The 17155-nt window shown below is 67.0% G+C and carries 7 protein-coding genes; all 7 read right to left on the bottom strand.

The window, feature by feature from the left end; translation table 11 throughout:
- Nucleotides 1–26: 26 nt before the first annotated feature.
- Genes ACTRWG_RS13845 through ACTRWG_RS13815 form a run of 7 tightly spaced genes read right to left on the bottom strand, consistent with a single transcriptional unit; the run spans nt 27 to nt 17009 of the window.
- A complete protein-coding gene (locus ACTRWG_RS13845) occupies nt 27–863 on the bottom strand; it encodes a glycosyltransferase family 2 protein (protein ID WP_462829464.1) in 837 nt (278 codons plus the stop codon).
- Nucleotides 860–3364 (bottom strand): hypothetical protein, encoded by a 2505-nt coding sequence (locus ACTRWG_RS13840; RefSeq protein ID WP_462829463.1) that lies wholly within the window; start codon nt 3362–3364, stop codon nt 860–862. The genes ACTRWG_RS13845 and ACTRWG_RS13840 overlap by 4 nt, the downstream gene beginning before the upstream one ends.
- The gene (locus ACTRWG_RS13835; RefSeq protein ID WP_462829467.1) at nt 3361–4296 is read right to left on the bottom strand and encodes a hypothetical protein; all 936 of its coding nucleotides are present in this window, start codon (nt 4294–4296) and stop codon (nt 3361–3363) included. Before ACTRWG_RS13835 ends, ACTRWG_RS13840 begins: the two co-directional genes overlap by 4 nt.
- Nucleotides 4296–4985, bottom strand: coding sequence for a 4'-phosphopantetheinyl transferase family protein (locus tag ACTRWG_RS13830; protein WP_462829462.1), 690 nt, complete (start codon nt 4983–4985; stop codon nt 4296–4298). The genes ACTRWG_RS13835 and ACTRWG_RS13830 overlap by 1 nt, the downstream gene beginning before the upstream one ends.
- Nucleotides 4982–9547 (bottom strand): MupA/Atu3671 family FMN-dependent luciferase-like monooxygenase, encoded by a 4566-nt coding sequence (locus ACTRWG_RS13825; RefSeq protein ID WP_462829461.1) that lies wholly within the window; start codon nt 9545–9547, stop codon nt 4982–4984. The genes ACTRWG_RS13830 and ACTRWG_RS13825 overlap by 4 nt, the downstream gene beginning before the upstream one ends.
- Entirely contained in the window at nt 9544–10560 is a 1017-nt protein-coding gene (locus tag ACTRWG_RS13820) for a glycosyltransferase family 2 protein (protein WP_027236680.1), read from the bottom strand. The genes ACTRWG_RS13825 and ACTRWG_RS13820 overlap by 4 nt, the downstream gene beginning before the upstream one ends.
- 5 nt (nt 10561–10565) lie before the next feature.
- Nucleotides 10566–17009, bottom strand: coding sequence for a type I polyketide synthase (locus ACTRWG_RS13815; RefSeq protein ID WP_462829465.1), 6444 nt, complete (start codon nt 17007–17009; stop codon nt 10566–10568).
- Between the last annotated feature and the right edge of the window lie 146 nt (nt 17010–17155).

Below are 17155 nucleotides of genomic sequence, written 5' to 3'. Positions count from 1 at the left end.
GGAGGACCTCGTTTTGGCCAACGCGGTCAGCGGCCGCGTGTCCAGCGGGACTGGGATTCAAACAGCGGCGATTTGACCGCCAATGCTACCAAACCATAGATCAAAAACCCGCCCGGATCCGCTGCCAGCAGCTTTAGAACCGCCCCGCGGCCCGGCGGCTGCTTGTCGTCATTGCGCAGCAGCTGCGGAAACCGGGCGGCCACTTCCGTGACCCCGGCGTTCTGCCGCCGCCGCACCCGCACCAGGTTGCGGAACCCTTCCACCATTGGCCAGCTGTAGCCTGCCGCCACCTGCACCTGTTCCGCCGGGGCAAAACTCAGCCGGGCAAAGATGTCGTCGGCGATGATATCCGGCCAATCGCCCCAGCGCGCCCGCCCGGCGCGGGTCATGGCAAACACGCCGAACCCCGGCACCCCGCGGGTGAAGAACGGCAGCCGCACCCACAGCCGCGCATAGGCCCGGGTCACCGCGCTGCGGGCAGGGGCCACCTGCGGGCGGCCGCTGGCATAGCGCGGCGCGCCGTCCGCCAGGGCCTCAGCCAGCTGCGCGATCAGCGCGGGCGAGACCACTACGTCGGCGTCGAGATAGATCAGGATATCCCCGTGCGCCGCCGCATCGCCGGCGGTCAATGCGCGCAACTTGCCACCTTCCGGCAACTCCATCACCGCAAGCGTCCAGCCCGGCGGAGGCGCAAACGCCCGGGCCAGCGCCGCAGTCTCGTCAGTGCAGCCGTTGGCCAGCACCAGCACTTCGCCCGTCATGCCCGCAGGCAGCGGCTTGGAGGCGAACACCGCCTCCAGGCACGCCCCGATATAGCCTGCCTCGTTATGGGCCGGGATCAGCACCGACACCCGCGGGCTCATTTCACCGCCTCCAGCGCGTCCCAGCGCGGGTTATCGTCGCTAAGAGTGCGCAACGCCCCCCAGCTGCCCCATTTGCCGGGCGCGCCCACATCGGCGTAGGCAGTGAACAGCGCGCCCCCAAGCGCACGCCAGCCCGCCAGCAGCTCGGCGTAGAGGGCGCCCATTTCGGGCGTGTAATTGAAGTGGGTGAAAAAGCCGGTCAGCGCGCCATCCTCCACCATCGGCCCGATCCCGACCACATGGCTGCCGCCCTCATACATGATTAGTTCCAAACCGTGCTTTTGCGCAACATCTGCGTGATACGGCAGCACCCGGCCCAGGAGATCCGCCAGCGTGTCGGCGCTGTTGCCCGAGATCAGCCCGTCGCGCAGCTCCGCTCCGGCCTGGGCTGAGGCCGCATCATATTGGTGGCCCTCGATGAAACCCTCCGCGGCGGCACCGTTCAACCCGCGCTCCGCCGCAACGGCCCGGGCCTGATCCCGGCTGGCGTCAATCCAGGCGCGGACCTGCCCGGCCCGGTCCTCAAGCCCCAGGATGCCGCCGAAATAGCCGGTTACCGCATATGCATCGAAATAGGCCGCTGGCGCCATCCGGTCCGCCCGCTCTGCCTTCCACAGCGGTGCGGTCAGCACTTGCTCCTCCAGCCCCAGCCAGCCGGTCTGCGAGGAGATCACCCGCACCAGCCGCCCGCTGTCCGCCCCGAAAACCTCTGTCCAGATCTGAGCAACTTCCGCGGCGCGGCCGCCGTAGAACTGCATCCACAGGCCCTCCCCGCCCCAGCGCGCCTGTGCCTGCGCATCGGCCCAGGCGGCCTGCTGGAACTGCCAGTTCCAGACCTCGTTGGAATATTCGACATAGGCGCGCAGATCCTCGTCCAGGCCCTGTTCCACCAGCCGGGCAAACTGCCGGACATAGGTGTCATCGGCCATGTGGGGCATGTTGAACCAGGGATCGGCACCCAGCGTGCTGGCCAGCGCCAGCATCACTTCAACGGGCACGCCCTTCAGAGCCCAGGTGTAGTCCTGCGGCAGGGGGCGGTCCTCCCAGCCGGTCTGGGTTGAGTCGTTGGTCGCCATCCAGTCCATGAACCGCAGCGCGGCGAAGCCCTCCAGCCGCTCCAGCCACAGCGGATTGAACAGGGCGCCGCTTTCAAAGGCAGACAGATGCTCTTCCTTCACCACGGTGATATTGCGCACATAGCCGCCATCCCGGCCCATGCGCTGGATGCGGATCTCAACCGGGCCAGGGCCGGGCGTGTAATCAAACCGGACCTCGTCCTTGCCATAGCGGACATTTTCCGCGCGGCCTGTGACTTCGATGATGCCCTCGCCCTCAAACCGCAGCACATAACGCCCCTTCAAGGATACCGCCTCCTCCGGCAGGTCGGTCAGGATCACCGTGCCGATGGAGCCCAGCTCCGGCGGGATCGCAGTGGGCCAACCGTCCGGGTCCAGATAGCCTGCGGCCTGCAGGTCGCCATGATCCGCGCCGCCCCAGCGCCCGGGCAGATGGCCGATCCAGGGGCGTGCGGTCTTGAAATGGTCCAGGAAGGGCGCCTGGGTGCTCCAGTCGGCAATGCCCGCCAGGTTGATGGCAACGGGCTGGCGCGCGTGTTTACCTGTCAGTTCCGGCACGTCTTCCAGCAAGTCCGTATTAAGTACGGGCAACACCGGATCCTGCGGCAATGCTGCCGGGTCCGCGGGCAGGGCAGCCGTGCGCACACCGCCCCCTTGGGCCGCGGCCCAGGCAATATCCTGCAGCCGTGCTGCCAGCTCTGGCGGCGGCGCGGGATAGGGTTTGCCCCAGCGGTCCTGGAGCCGGTGCGGCAGGCCCGCGGGGCGTTCCCCGGTCAGCACCGCGTATTGCAGCAGCGCCAAATAGTAAAAACCGGTGGCGTTGGGGTGAATGTCATCGGCAAAGACATCGCGGATGCTGGCAAGCCCCGGCATCGTGCCTGCCTTGATCGCCTCGTCCAGCCGCGCCATCGCCTGGCCCGCGGGCAGCAGCTTCACATCGCCGCCGGTTGCAGCATTGACCTCATCCACCACCGCCTGCCAGCGCGGCAGATCCTGTTCCAGCCGCACCCGCCACGGCACATCCGCCCCGTCGTCAAAGGGCACCTCGGCGCCGGTGCCGCTGTTCAGGCTGTGCCAGGTTTCCTGCAGGTAGAAGTCCACATCCGGGTTCGCCGCGTGCGCCAGTTCATAAAACCGCGTCACGGCGCCTTTGGTATCACTCCACTTCAAATGATTGGCCAGGGGTATGGCTTCGGTCACGATCACCGCGTCCGCAGGCTGCCGCAGCCTTTCACGTGAATCAACGCCCTCCGCGGTGGCACTGTGCTGCCAGTTGTAGCTGAGCGGCGCGCCATTGATGATCTGCGCCTCCACCGTCGTCTCTGCGCGGGTATCCAGCAGCTGCTCCAGCATCTGCGGATTGTCCGGCCCGAACAGCGAATGGCCGACCATCACAACAGAGGTGATCAGCGCGTCCAAGTTCATGCCGCTGCTCTCTCCGCGGCCAGACCGGTACGGGGCAGGTTGAGCACAACCTGCCAGACGATCTGCTGCACCTTGGCCGCGGCCTCAGCGCTAAAGGCCTCTGCCGGGCTGCCATCGGCACGGGTCAGCTCATGCGGCAGCCCAACGGGCGAGCGCTGGTACAGAACCGCAAAATGGGTCAGCGCCACCACATAGGCGCCCAGGTCGTTGATATGGATTGTGTCCAGTTGCCCGTCAGCAGTGCGGGCAAACAGCGATTCACGTGAAGCCAGGCCCGGGATCTCCCCTGCCTCCGCCGCCCGCGCCACCGCTGCCAGCACCTGACCGCCGGGGATCAGATAAAATGGCTGTTGCGGGTTGCGGCGGCTGTCCGGCCCCAGCAGCTTGCCGACCCAAAGCGCCTCCAGATCACCGTCAATCCGCTCCAGCCAGCCATCGGGATCATCCAGCCGGTGCCAGGTCTCATAAATGTAAAGGCGGGAGTGCGGAACAGCCTCCCGCGCCAGATCCGCCCATTTTTCAAGGTACTTGGCCGCGTCGAAATACTTGATTGCGTCGCGCAGCTCGACCATTTCGGTCAGTACCACAGCGCCGTAGTCGCCCGACCCGATGGCCTCCTTCGCATCGCGGAAGGCAGGCGCGCGGTTGGCCGTTTTGAAATCGAGGATGTCTTCCTCCGGCTCCCAATGCGCGCGGAGAGAGGTGCCGGACCCCAGCTGGCTGTTGTAGTCATGCCCCTGTGGTGCGATCTGTGCCAGCATATGCGGCATGTCCGGCCCGACCAGCGAATGACCCAGGTGAAACACCTTCAGCGGCCCCTCCGGCGGGGTCAGCGGCGGCGGCACCGGCACGCTGCGGCTGCGGGTCGCAAATACCATCAGCCCCAGCGTGGCGGCTGCGGCTCCCAAAGCCAGAAATCCGCGCCGCCCCATCATCCGCGCCCCCGGATTTCCGCTGTGGTCATGATCAGCCCGGCCCCGATCGCGAACCGCCCGCCAACCGCGTCGCCGCGTGCAAACGGCGGCCGGTCGGCGGTGAAAAACGCCAGATACGCGCCCGCCGCCAGATCGAATTCCAGCTCCATCCCGTCAAAACCGTAGAACGCCCGGCTCAGCGTGTACTGGGCCTTATAGGCGGCTTCCTTGGCTGAGAAGATTACCTTGGCCATTTGCCCCGGATTGTCCTGGCCGTTCAGCCAAGCCTGCTCCCGGCCGGAGCAGATTGCGGGCAGCAGCTCGTCCTTCAGCGGCGTGTCTTCCTCCACGTCGATGCCCAAGGCCCGTATTTCGCCCTCGTGCGCCAGCACCGCCATGGCGCAGCTTTTCGTGTGGGTGATCGAGCCGACCACACCAACAGGCCAGACCGGCGCCCGGTCGCTGCCGACCTGCACCGGGGCAGGGGGCATCTGCAGCTGCCGCATCGCCTGATGCACCGCGGACCGCCCGGCGGCGAACTCGTTGCGCCGCTTCTCGACCGCATTGGTCGACAGCCCCGCGGCTTCGGCCGCCAGGGGCGCGGGGGGCGCGCCCAGCGGATCCGCCCCGGCCAGCGCCACATCGGCGGCAAAAAGCGGCCGGACCAGGGCCAGCCGCTCTGCCAGTTTGCTGTTGGTCTCTGTCATCCAGCCCTTGCCCTGCGGTTTGCCCGCATGGCCCGCCGTTTCGACATGGTGTCGGCGCGGTCCGGACCTGCGGTTTCCTGCGGCTGTTTTTCCGTATTTGCCGGGGTGCCTGCAAGCCCTTCGATATGCGCCGCGAGCCCCGCCAGCGTCGGGAAGCGGAAGATATCGGTGATCGACAGCGCCGCCGTGCCCAGTTCCGCGCGCAGCTCCCGGTGCGCCTGCACCGCCAGCAGAGAATGGCCGCCAAGAGCAAAGAAGTTGTCCTGCGCGCCGATGCCGCTGACGCCCAGGATGCGGCTCCAGACCGTAGCGATCCTGGCCTGTGCGCCTGCATCGAGCGGCACCGCCGGGGCGGCTGCAGCGTGCGCAGGCTGCGGGTTCGGCAGCGCCTTGCGGTCGATTTTCTTGTTCGGCGTCAGCGGGAAAGCCTCCAGTGTGACGATATGCGCAGGCACCATGACTCCGGCCAGCCGGTCCGCCAGTGCCTTCTTCAGGGCTTCTTCCCGCACCAGGGCTGAGGCAGTGATGTAGCCCGTCAGTTGCTCCGCCCCTGCCGCGCCGCGCGGCACCACCACGGCGCCGGTCACACCGGGTTGCGACGCCAGCGCGGCTTCGATCTCACCCAGCTCGATCCTCTGGCCGCGGATCTTCACCTGATGGTCGGTGCGGCCCAGGAACATCAGGCTGCCATCCTCCGTCCAGCGAACCAGATCGCCGGTGCGGTAAAGGGGCGTTGCTGCGAACGCGGCGTTAACGAAGCGTTCAGACGTCAGCTCCGGCCGCTGCCAGTAGCCCGCGGTGACACCCGCACCGCCAATATACAATTCACCGGGCGCTCCCGCGGGGACGGGCGATTGCTTTTCGTCCAGCACGTAGACCTGCGTGTTGGAAATCGGCGTGCCGATCCCGGCTGTCCCTGCGGGGACACCGCTGATTGTCTCCACCGCCGACCAGATCGTCGTTTCGGTCGGACCGTACATGTTGTGGATACTGGCCCGCGTGGCTTCGCGCAGCGCCTGCACCAGATCGCCCGGCAGCGCCTCGCCGCCCACCAGCAGGTGCTGCAGCTGCGCAAGGCAGGCGCTGGCGTCAGCGTCCGCGGCAATCATCCGCGCCATCGACGGTGTGCACTGCATATGGCTGACCCGGTGCCGCACGATTTGCGCCGCCAGGGAGAAGTCGTCCGACGCCAGCTCTCGCGGCGCATTCGACAGGCGCAGCACCTCGGCCAAGGGTTTCAGCCCCTCCAGAACCACCTCCGGGGCGATGCCGTAATCGATCAGGCAGGCAACCTCATCCACGCCGATACGCTTCAGCTGTTCGACCCGCTGGCAAGCGTCCCCGATGGTGCCGAACAACCCGGAGTCCTCGAAATAGCGCTCAAAGGCGAAGTCGAGGATCGCCTCCAGCTCCTCCTCCGACAGCATCCCCAGATCCATCTCGAAGGGGTTGTTCACACCCTCCGGTTTCTTGAAGGCGGGGAAGGCCCAGGCGTATTGCTTGATCAGCCCGGCGGCAGAGCGCAGGTAGTCCTTCATCGGCTCCCGCGCCACCCGGCGGGCTTCCTCGCGGGTGCCGGCCAGATAGCTGTGCAGCATCAGCGTGACTTTGAAATCCGCGGGGTCATGGCCCGCCTCGCGCAGGGCGTCGTGGTAGATGCGGATCTTGCCCGCGACCTCCTCGATGCTCTGGCCCAGCAGGTGAGTCAGCACGTTTGCCCCGATCGAACCCGCCTCGCGCCAGGTTTCCGGGTTGCCTGCGGTGGTAACCCAGACCGGCAGCTCCTTGGAGACCGGGCGGGGCTGGGTCAGGACACTGTGCTCGCCGCCGTCCTTGCGCGGAAAGGCAACCTCCTCGCCGCGCCACAGCTTGCGCACGGTTTCAATGGCGTCAAACATTGCGGGCTTGTTCGCGGGCGGCGTGTTTTCTGGCCGCAGGATGAAATCGTCCGGCTGCCAGCCGGAAGCAAAGCCGATCCCGGCGCGCCCTGCGGTCAGGTTGTCGATCACCGCCCATTCCTCTGCAATCCGCGCCGGATGGTGCAGCGGCGCCACGCAGGAGCCGGACCGCACGCCGATGTTCTGCGTCACCGCTGCAACTGCGGCGCCGGTCACAGAAGGGTTCGGGTAGGGGCCGCCAAAGGCATGGAAGTGCCGCTCCGGCGTCCAGACTGCGTTGAACCCGTGCTGGTCTGCGAATTTGGCGCCTTCCAGCAGCAGATGATATTTCTGCGGTCCGGGCCCGTCGTCATTGCCCCAATAGAACAGGTTGAAATCCATCTTGCGGCCGCTGAGCGCCACCGGCCCCTTCGACAGCTCCAGCCGGCTTTCGTCACTCGACAGCACCAGCTTCAGCCCGCGCGAGAGCGTCCAGAACAGCTCCAGCACCGAGATGTCAAAGCTGAGGCTGGTGACCGCCAGCCAGGCATCGCCTTCCTGAAACGGGATGCGGGTGTCCATGCCGGTGAAAAAGTTCGAAACGTTGGCGTGGGTGACCATCACCCCCTTGGGCAGTCCGGTGGAGCCGGAGGTATAGATCAGGTAAGCCAGATCGCTGCCGGTGGCGCCGCCGTCAACGTTCTCTGTATCTGTCCCGGCAGAGACAGTTTCGATTTCCAGCACCGGCGCGTCCGAGGCTGGCAAACTGTCCGCCAGCGAACTTTGCGTCACGATCAACTTTGCCTGGCTGTCCTTGATGTAATGCGCAATCCGCTCGGCGGGGTAGGCGGGATCCAGCGGCACATAGGCGCCGCCGGCCTTCATCACCCCCAGCGCGGCAACCACCAGTTCCGGCGCGCGGCGGATGTGGATACCGACATGCACACCGGGTTTTACGTTCATTTCACGCAAGCGGCGGGCCACGGCATTGGCGCGGGCGTTGACGTCTGAATATGTGTAGCTTTGGTCCTCGAACACCAGCGCGGTGGCGTCCGGGGTTTTTGCGGCCTGTGCCTCAAATGCGGCGTGGATGGTCAGATCCGCAGGGAAGTCCGTTGCGGTTTGGTTCCAATCCTCCAGCAGCAGCTTGCGTTCTGCATCCGGCAGACTTGGCAGCTCTGCCACAGGGCGGCTGCCGTCCTCTGCAATGGTGCTCAGCACCAGTTCCAGCCGGGCGGCGAGCAGCGCTGCGGCGCCGGGTGTCAGGGCGGCTTTATCGCAGTGCAGCGCCATGATGCCACCGGTCAGGGAAACAGTGGCAGCGCAGCCCTCAACCGCGGCGTCGCGGCCCAGCATCAGGCCGAGGCCGGGAACCTCCAGCGCCGAAATCTCCGGTGCGCGGGCCACCAGATCTTCGGCAAAGCCGCCGGATTTCCGCGCTCTGCCAATCTCTTGCGCGGCACGCTCGACAGTGGCCGCGACGCTGTCCCGCCGCCGGACCTGCAAGGGCACCCAAGATGAGATCAACCCCGGCAGCGCCTCCATCCCCTCCACAGACAGCGCCACATCGCCGGTTTCCGCGCCGCTGCTGAGCAGGGCAAAGGCAAGCGCGGCAGCGGCGGCTTGCTCTTCGCTGAGACCCGCAGGCAGGGCGACGTCCCGGCGGCTGAAGCCGCTGCCGCCCGCATCAGACGCCAGCGGCATCCGCACCGGCTGCATCGCTGCAAGCCGCTGGCGCCAATGGTCTTCAACTCCTTGGACCGCGGCGAGGCGGGTGGTGAGCGCCCCGGCCTCTGCTGCGGTCAGGGAGGGAACCTTGTAACCGGCTGCGGCCAGTTTGGACACGTCCAGCGGCCGGCCCGAGGGTGCGGTCAAGCGCGAGAGCGTGAGGGCGCCGTCGGCGGTTGCAACTTTAATGCTAGCTTTACTGCGCTCGAGCACGGTGCCCGGCTCGCCGCTGCCCTCCGCAATCTCCGCACCGCCGGCCAGCACAACGGCCCCGCCGATCCGCAGCTTGGCGGCGCACATCGGGTTCCAGTAGCCGCCGGTGTCCAGCGCCCGCACCAGCCGGGCGAGTTCAGCCGCAGGGCGGTTGAGATCGAGCATCCCGCCGGCTGCCGGTCGGTCGGATTTCCGGAACAGGCGGCGCTGGCTCAAGTCTTGTTTCTGCCGGTTCAATTCCCCGGTTTCCAGCTGGGTGACAACCTCGCCAAAGCTGTCCATCGCCGCCGCGTAGCATTTAGAGTTAAGGCTGAAGGCGGTCTCATCCCCCGCCACATCAAACATCCGCTGGGCCAGAATATCGCCCTCGTCCACGCCGCCCTCGATAAGGTGCCAAGTGATGCCGTGCTGCGCCTCGCCGTTGATCAGCGCCCAGTTCGGGGTATTGAGGCCCGCGTAGTGGGGCAGGGGGCCGTCGTGGAAATTGACCGCGCCCTTGGCGGCCAGGGCCAAGACCTCATCGGGGATCACGGTGAGGTTGGCAATCGACAGCAGCCAGTCAAAGCCACCAGTCAGGTCTGCGGGTTTTTCCAGCAGCGTCAGCCCCTTGTCCGCGGCCCAGGCACGGATATCGGCGTCCTGAGAGACCACCGCCCGGATCTGGTGGCCGCGGGCCAGCAGCGCATCGGCGCAGCCGATCAGAAGGGATTCATTGCCGATCAGGGCACAGGTGAATGCGGTCATTTCTGCTCCTTTGCAAACGGAGAAGGGGTGCGCGTTTCCGAAGATGGTGTGCGGCGCGGCGCAAAGAGCGCACGCAGGCTGTGCAGGCAGAGATCGCGCAGGAACTGCGGCGGATCCGCCTGCGGCTTTTTCTGGATCAGGCGGCGCAGGCCATAGATCAGGCTGCCGCTGATGCGGGCCAGCGTGGCGGCGGCGGCATAGGCGCGGCCGTGGTTTTTGACAAAGTAGTGCAGGCGCGAGTCGAACCAGTAGTGCGGCGTGCGCCGCCAGCCCTTCATGCCGGTGGAGGCAGAGCCGATGTGCGCCACTTCGCTGGCCGGCACATAGTGGGTGCGCCAGCCCTCGCGGGCGGCCCGGCGGCAGAGGTCGGTTTCCTCGAAGTAGAGGAAAAAGGTCTCGTCAAAGCCGCCCACGGCCTCGATCACCTCGCGGCGGATCATCAGGCTGGCGCCGGCGGTCCAGTCGACCTGCACCTCGCCCTGCGGCATCTCCATCGCCACGACCCAGGGCCTCAGGAGGCGGGTAAAGACGCCCGTGCGCACGCTGGCCTCGAATTCCCCGGCGATGGAGGGGAAGCGGAAGGCGGTGCGGTGCGGTTCGCCATCGGTGCCGCGCACGTAGGACCCGGCAAGCCCTGCGCCGGGATGCTCCAGCAGGAAGTCGCGCAGGGTGCGGATGGTTTCTCCCTGCACAAAGGCGTCGGAGTTCAGCAGGTAATAGAACTCCGGCGCGCTGCCGTCCGCGAGGCCCGCCTGGATGCCGATGTTCATCCCTGCGCCAAAGCCGCCGTTGACCGGCGAGGCCAGCAGCCGCAGCCGCCCGCTGTCCAGCCAGCCGCGGGCCTCTGCCCCGGCGCGGATCTGGTCAAAGGAGCCGTCGCCGGAGCCGTTGTCGATGATCAGCAGCTCGCCCGGCAGCTCTTCCATCTCGTGCAGCGCCGCTTCTGCCGCCTGCAAGGTCATCTCCGGCGTGCGGTAGTTCAAGAGGATGGTGAGGATGCGCTGCTGGCTCATGACAGTCACTCCGCGGCCTGGGCATAGCGGGACCGCCCGGCAGCGGCATCGGCGGCGTCCAGGCGGGCCTTCACGCCTGCCGCCAGCACGCTGACGTTCGGCACCAGCACCATGCTGTCGTGATCGCCCGGCACCTCGGCCACTTCGGTGGCCGGGGCCCAGCGGGTCCAGTTGTTGTCGTCAAACACATACTCGCGCTCGCCGCTGACCCAATTTCCGCCGGAGACCTGCCATTTGCGGTCCAGCGGCGGCCGGAACAGGGTAAGCGGGCCATGCCAGGGCCGGAGGTCATAAGCCGCGACCGCGGCGCGGAAGGCCAGTTCGATCTTGCGGTTGTTGAACTCCGGCCGGACGCCGGTCTCCGCCGGGCTGGCGCGGCGTTTCTCAAACTCCCAGGCGATGCGGTTCCGGGCCCATTCGGCCAGATACCCCACACCCTTGCGGCGCAGTTCCGCCAGCTTGATCAGTGCCTTGTCGGGGCGGCTGAGGGCCGGACGCACCGGCAGCGGCGTGTCCAGCAGGACCAGCGCGGCGGTCTCCTGGCCCTGGTCCTTCAGCTGCTGCGCCATCTCGTAGGCGGTGATGCCGCCGCCGGAGAAGCCGCCCAGCAAATAGGGCCCCTGGGGCTGGATCTGGCGGATTTCGGACAGGCAGCTGCGGGCGGCATCCTCAATCCGGCTGTGCGGGGCGGCGTCGCCGACCAGCCCCTTGGCCTGCAGGCCATAGACCGGGCGGTCCTTGCCGACCTGCAGCGCCAGGTGGCGCAGGTTCAGCACATTGCCGAACATGCCCGCCACCAGAAAGAAGGGCCGCCGCCCGGTGCCGTCGCCGGGATGCAGCTGCACCAGATGGGTGTATTGCGGCGGCTCCTCCGCGGTTTGGGGGGTGTCCCCCGGTTCCGCCGCAACCCCGCCGCCGGTGCGGGCGATGATCCGCTCTGCCAGCGCAGCGACGCTGGGCGCCTCAAACAGCACCGACAGAGGGAATTCCACGCCAAAGCCGCGTTTCACCTGCGCAAACAGCCGCACCGCAATCAGCGAGTGACCGCCGAGGTCAAAGAAACTGTCCTCAATCCCCACCTGCGACACGCCCAGAAGCGCGGCGAAGAGCTTGGCCAGTTCCTCCTCAACCGGGTTGCGCGGAGCGATGTAATCGGTGTCGAGCTGCGGGCGCTCAAAGGTCTGCGCCTCACCCGCGGCAGGCGCAGCAGCCTGTGCCGCCTGAGCAATCAGCGCGGGCAGATCCAGCGAGGAGACCACCACCTGCGGCAGACCGGTGGCGAGCGCGCGGGCCAGGGCGTCGCCGCCTTCCTCCGCTTTGATTCCATTGGAGATGTTCAGTTGCAGGCGGCGTTCCTCCGGCGACAGCGGCTGCGCGCTGCTGGCAGGCTCCAGCCCCAGTTCCGCCGCACTGGCGTCGGCCTCAGCCGCTGCGGCAGCGGTGTCAAAGCCAGAGGCCAGCCGCTGCATCCGGAAGCCTTCGATCCGGGCCAGCACATTGCCGTCCGTGTCGGTCAGCGTTACGTCAAACATCGCGGAGGCGCTGTCCGGCGCCACGGCCAGCCGCACGTGGCTGAAGATATTCGCGGTAAGCGGCGCGAAGACGCGGATGGTGCGGTATGAGACCGGCACCCAGAGGGCATCTGCCTGATACCCCGGGATCAGCTGCATCGCCCAGCCGGTGGCCAGGTCCATCAGGCCGGGATGCAGCAGAGTGCCGTCCTGCGCCGCAGCCTCTGGCAGGGAGAGTGCGGCGATCCCTTCGCCGTCCCCAAGGGCAGCGCGCTCCAGAACATGCCAGCGCGGGCCAAAGCGCAGGTGAGCCTCTTGCGGAGACTGCAGGCGCCCGCCTGCTGGCGCCTGCTCCTCCGGGCATCGGGTGAAAAACTTCTGGAGGTTGAGTGCGGCGGGGCATTCTGCCGCCGCCGCGGAGGCCAGCATTGCCTGACAATGTAAAGAGTAACCATTTGTACACGCCGAGTAAACAAACAGTTCATAACCATTTTCTTTAGCTTCTAGCTTAACCAGAAGTTTCTTGGGATCGCCTTCCAATACAACCATAGGGCGCATAAAGTAGAGATCGCGGATTTCGAATGGCCCTTGGGTACCCGCTGCCGCCAGTGCCTCGGCTGCCATTTCGATATAGCCGGTGCCGGGAACCAGGGCGGTGCCGTCTGCGGTGCGGTGCTCATCCAGCAGCCAGTCGGCGGTGCTGAAGCAGGGCATGAAGATGCGGTTGCCAGCGGCGTCAAATCCCTGCTGCTGCAGCAGCGGCTGCGGGCAGGGCTCTGGCGTGCTGGCGGCCGCGCCGCTGTTTCGGGCACTCATGGCATCGGCGGCCATGCCTGTGTCTGCCCAGACGCCCCAGTCCACAGCCACGACGCGGGTCTGCCCGCCTGCGCGCTGTTTGGCCCAGGCGTTGAGGTATTCGTTGGCAGCAATGTAGTCCACCTGGCCGGCTGGCCGCGTTACGGCGGAGGAAGAGGAGAACAGCACCAGCAGCTCCAGGCTGCCGTCGGGAAACACCGTGTCCAGGGCGCGCAAGCCGCTGACTTTGGGGGCCAGAACGCGGGCGATCCGGTCCTCGTCCTTGGCCAGCAGCGGGCCGTCGTCGATGACGCCGGCCCCGTGGATCACCCCGGTGACCGGGCCGTTCGCGGCTTCGGCCTGCTCCCTTGCGGTGCGCAGCTCGCCCGCGTGGCAGACGTCGGCGGCCAGCGGCAGCACGGTGCCGCTGCCGGTTTCCTCCAGCGCTTTGACCGCGCGGATGCGCCGGGCGGTGCGGTTGGCCGGGCTGTGGCTGCTGAGATACCGGTCCCAGCTGTCGCGCGGCGGCAGGCCCTCGCGCGAGATCAGCGTGATCTTGGCCCCGCAGTCCCGCATCAGATGACCGGCAATCGCCAGGCCGATGCCGCCATAGCCGCCGGTGATCAGGTAATGGCCGCCCTGTTTGAAAGGCGGTGTTTCCGGTGCCGGCAGGGGCTGCGGGCGCCAGGCGAGTTCGAACCGCTTGTCCCCGCGCCAGGCGGCGGAAAGGTTTGCCGGCTCCGACAGCAGCTCTTCCAGCAGGCGGGGAGTGATGTCGTTGTCCGCCGGTTTTCGGGCAAGCAGGCCCCGCGGCGCCTGCGGCAGTTCGATGTCCACGGTGGTGCAGGTCAGCCCCGGCAGTTCGCGCGGGATCACGCCCAGGGGGCCAGCGATCATGGCCTTTTCCGGGTAGGGCAGGGCCTCGTCCCGGACCTGCGCGGCGCCGGTCGTGAAGACTGACAGATGCACCGGTCCGGGCAGATCGGCGTTACCCAGCTCCTGCGCCAGGGCGGTCAAAGCGTGGAAGCCCATCTCCAGATTGCGGTCAAAAAAGGAGGAGCCGGGGCGGAAGGTTTCCCCTTCTGTCACCAGCCAGAAATGGGCGATGCGGTCCGGCAGCAGCCCGGCCTCTGCCAGATCCCCCAGCAGGGCGCCATAGGCGGCGCGGCCCTGTTCGGGCGGCAGGATATAGGTGGTCGGCGACAGCTGCGCATAGGTGTCGCCTGCGCGCACCCGGGCGACGGCATGGCCTGCGGCCTCCAGCCGGTCTGCGGCGCGGGCAGCATGGCCGGTCTCGTCCTCGAAAATCAGCCAGTTGTGCGGCTCCTGGCCCAGCTCCTGCTGCACATCCAGCGCGCAATCGGCCAGACGCGGGCGCCAGGCGGGGCGGTAGCCCCAGTCCTTAAGGTCGCTGTGGCGGGCTGGCGCGGGGTCTTCCTCAAGCGCCGGTTTGCCCGGTTCGATGAAATAGCGGCTGCGCTGGAAGGCGTAGCCGGGCAGCGGCAGGCGGTTGCGGCGCGCTTCGCCCCAGATCTGCGGCCAGTCGGCCTCGACCCCGCAGGCCCAGAGCCGGCCGATGACGCCGAAGAAGTAGCTGTCGTCCATCACCTGCTGATCCTGGTGGCGCAGGGAGCTGAGCACCTGGCCCTGTTTCACTGCCGGCGACATCTGCGCCAGCGCGCTAAGCGCCTTGCCGGGGCCGACCTCCAGGAACACGCGGCCGGGGGTCTTGGCGAGGGTCTCGACGCAATCGGCATAGCGCACTGTGTTGCGCAGCTGGCCCACCCAATACTCGGCGCTGGTGGCCTGTTCCGCCGTCAGGGCCGTGCCGCTGCGGTTGGAGATCACCGGCAGGTTCGGCGCGGACAGGGGCAGGGAGCGGATGAAATCGCCATACTCCTGCAAGATGCCGTCCAGCATCCGCGAATGGGCGGCAATGTCGATCTGGATGCGCTGATGCTCCACCTCGCGCGCAGTCAATTCGGCGGCCAGCCGATCAAGCGCGTCCTGCGGGCCGGAGACTGCGGTGAGCGAGGGGGCGTTGACGCTGGCAATGTCCAGATCATCGCCGATGATGGCCTTGACCTCCGCCAGCGGGAGCGCAATCGACAGCATCCCGCCCGCAGGCACGGTATCAAACAGCCGGCCGCGCAGGAGGACAAGGTCGATACAATCCTCAAAGGACATAACACCGGCCAGGCAGGCGGCGGTGTTTTCGCCCATGGAATGGCCGACCAATGCGGCAGGCCGCACGCCCCAGCTGATCCACAGCTGCGCCAGCGCATATTCCACGATCATGATCAGCGGCAGCTGCACCGAGGGTTGCTGCAGGCGCGCATTGGCCGTGTCCTCCTCGCCGTCGTCCGGCAGCCAGAGGGCGCGGATGTCGTAGTCGAGGCTTTTTTGCAAATGCTCCAGCCCGCGGTCCATCCAGTCTGCAAAAACCGGCTCGGTCTCATACAGGTCGCGCGCCATTCCGGCATATTGCGCGCCGCCGCCGGGGAACATGAACACCACCTCCGGCGCATCGCCCAAGCGGTCGTGGGTGAAGATCTTGCGCGGGTCGTTTTCCTGCAGCAGCTCAATGGCCTCCGCCGCGGTTTCCGCCACCAGCACCCGCCGTTTGGCAAAGCCGCGGCGGCCTTCCTTGAGGGTGTAGGCGACGTCGGCCAGATCGGCCTCCGGGTTGGCCTTCAGGTACTCCGCCAGTGCCTGGGTATTGGCATCCAGCGCGGCCTTGGACTGGCCGGACACGCAGAGGATCTGGAACGGGAAATCGCTTTCTTCCGAGGCTGCACGCTCCGGTGCTTCCTCCAGGATCACATGGGCATTGGTGCCGCCGACGCCCAGCGAGTTGACGCCTGCCCGCCGCGGGCCCTTGTGAGGCGTCCAGGGGGTGAGGGCGGAGTTCACCTTGAACGGCGAAGTGTCGAATTCAATGGCCGGGTTCGGCGCCTCATACCCCAGCGAGGGCGGGATTTCCCTGTGGTGCAGCGCCAGAGCGGTCTTGGTCAGGCTGGCGACGCCCGCCGCCGTGTCCAGATGGCCGATGTTGGTCTTGACCGATCCGATCCGGCAGTAGCCTGTGTCCTGCGTGCTGGCGCGGTAAGCATCGGTCAGGGCGGACACCTCGATCGGGTCGCCCAGATAGGTGCCGGTGCCGTGGCATTCGACATAATCAATGGTCTCTGCCGGGGTGCCTGCCGCTGCCAGCGCCTTTTGCACCGCTGCCGACTGGCCGGCGACGGAAGGCGCCAGATAGCCCGCCTTGTCCGCGCCGTCGTTGTTGATGGCGGAGCCCTTGATGACGGCCCAGATGTGGTCGCCATCGGCAATCGCATCCTCCAGCCGCCGCAGCGCCACCGCACCGGCGCCGGAGCCGAAGACGGTGCCTTGCGCCCGGTGGTCAAAGGCGTGGCAATGCCCATCGGGCGACAGGATCTCGTTTTCCTTATAGAGATAGCCGCGCCCCTGCGGCAGCTCGATGGTGACACCCCCCGCCAGCGCCATATCGCACTCGCCCTCGCGCAGGGCCTTGCAGGCGTAATGCACCGCCACCAGCGAGGTCGAGCAGGCGGTCTGCACGTTCACAGACGGCCCCTTCAGGTCAAACACATGGCTGACGCGGGTCGACAGGAAGTCCTTGTCATTGCCGGTATGGCGCAGCAGGAACATGCCCACGTCATCGACCAGGGCGGGGTTGGAGCAGATGTTGAAATAGAAATAGCTGCCCATGCCGCAGCCTGCGTAAACGCCGATGGGACCGTTGATGCTTTCCGGCGGATGGCCCGCGTTTTCCATCGCGCCCCAAGCGACTTCCAGAAACTTGCGGTGCTGCGGGTCGAGGATGGCGGCCTCTTTTGGGCTGAAGCCGAAGAACTCGGCATCAAACTCGTCAAAGCCCTGCAGCCGGGCCGCGGCGGGCACATAGTTGGGATCGGTCAGGGCCGAGGCGCGTTCGCCATGCGCCAGCAGCGTCTCGCGGTCCAGAACCTCAATCGATTCGATCCCTGCGCGCAGGTTCTGCCAGAACGCCCCGGCAGAGCCCGCGCCCGGCACCGTCACCGACAGCCCGACTATGGCAATATCACCGGGCTTTTTCTGTTCGGCAGCGCCCGCCGCTGCGGAAATCCCATCGTGCATCGTCAATACCTGACCCCACTGGCCCTTCGCAAACAGCCCGGCACGCCGCAGCCAGTCCGCGTTGCGAAGATGGCAGGGCCCGCCGGACGGGTTGTTTATCTGATGCCGGGGTTCTCCCCGGCGGCTGGCCCGGCCCTGCGGCTTAG

The organism is Leisingera sp. G5_S3_59_S7 (assembly GCF_054968485.1).
This window is presented reverse-complemented; position numbering and strand designations above follow the sequence as displayed.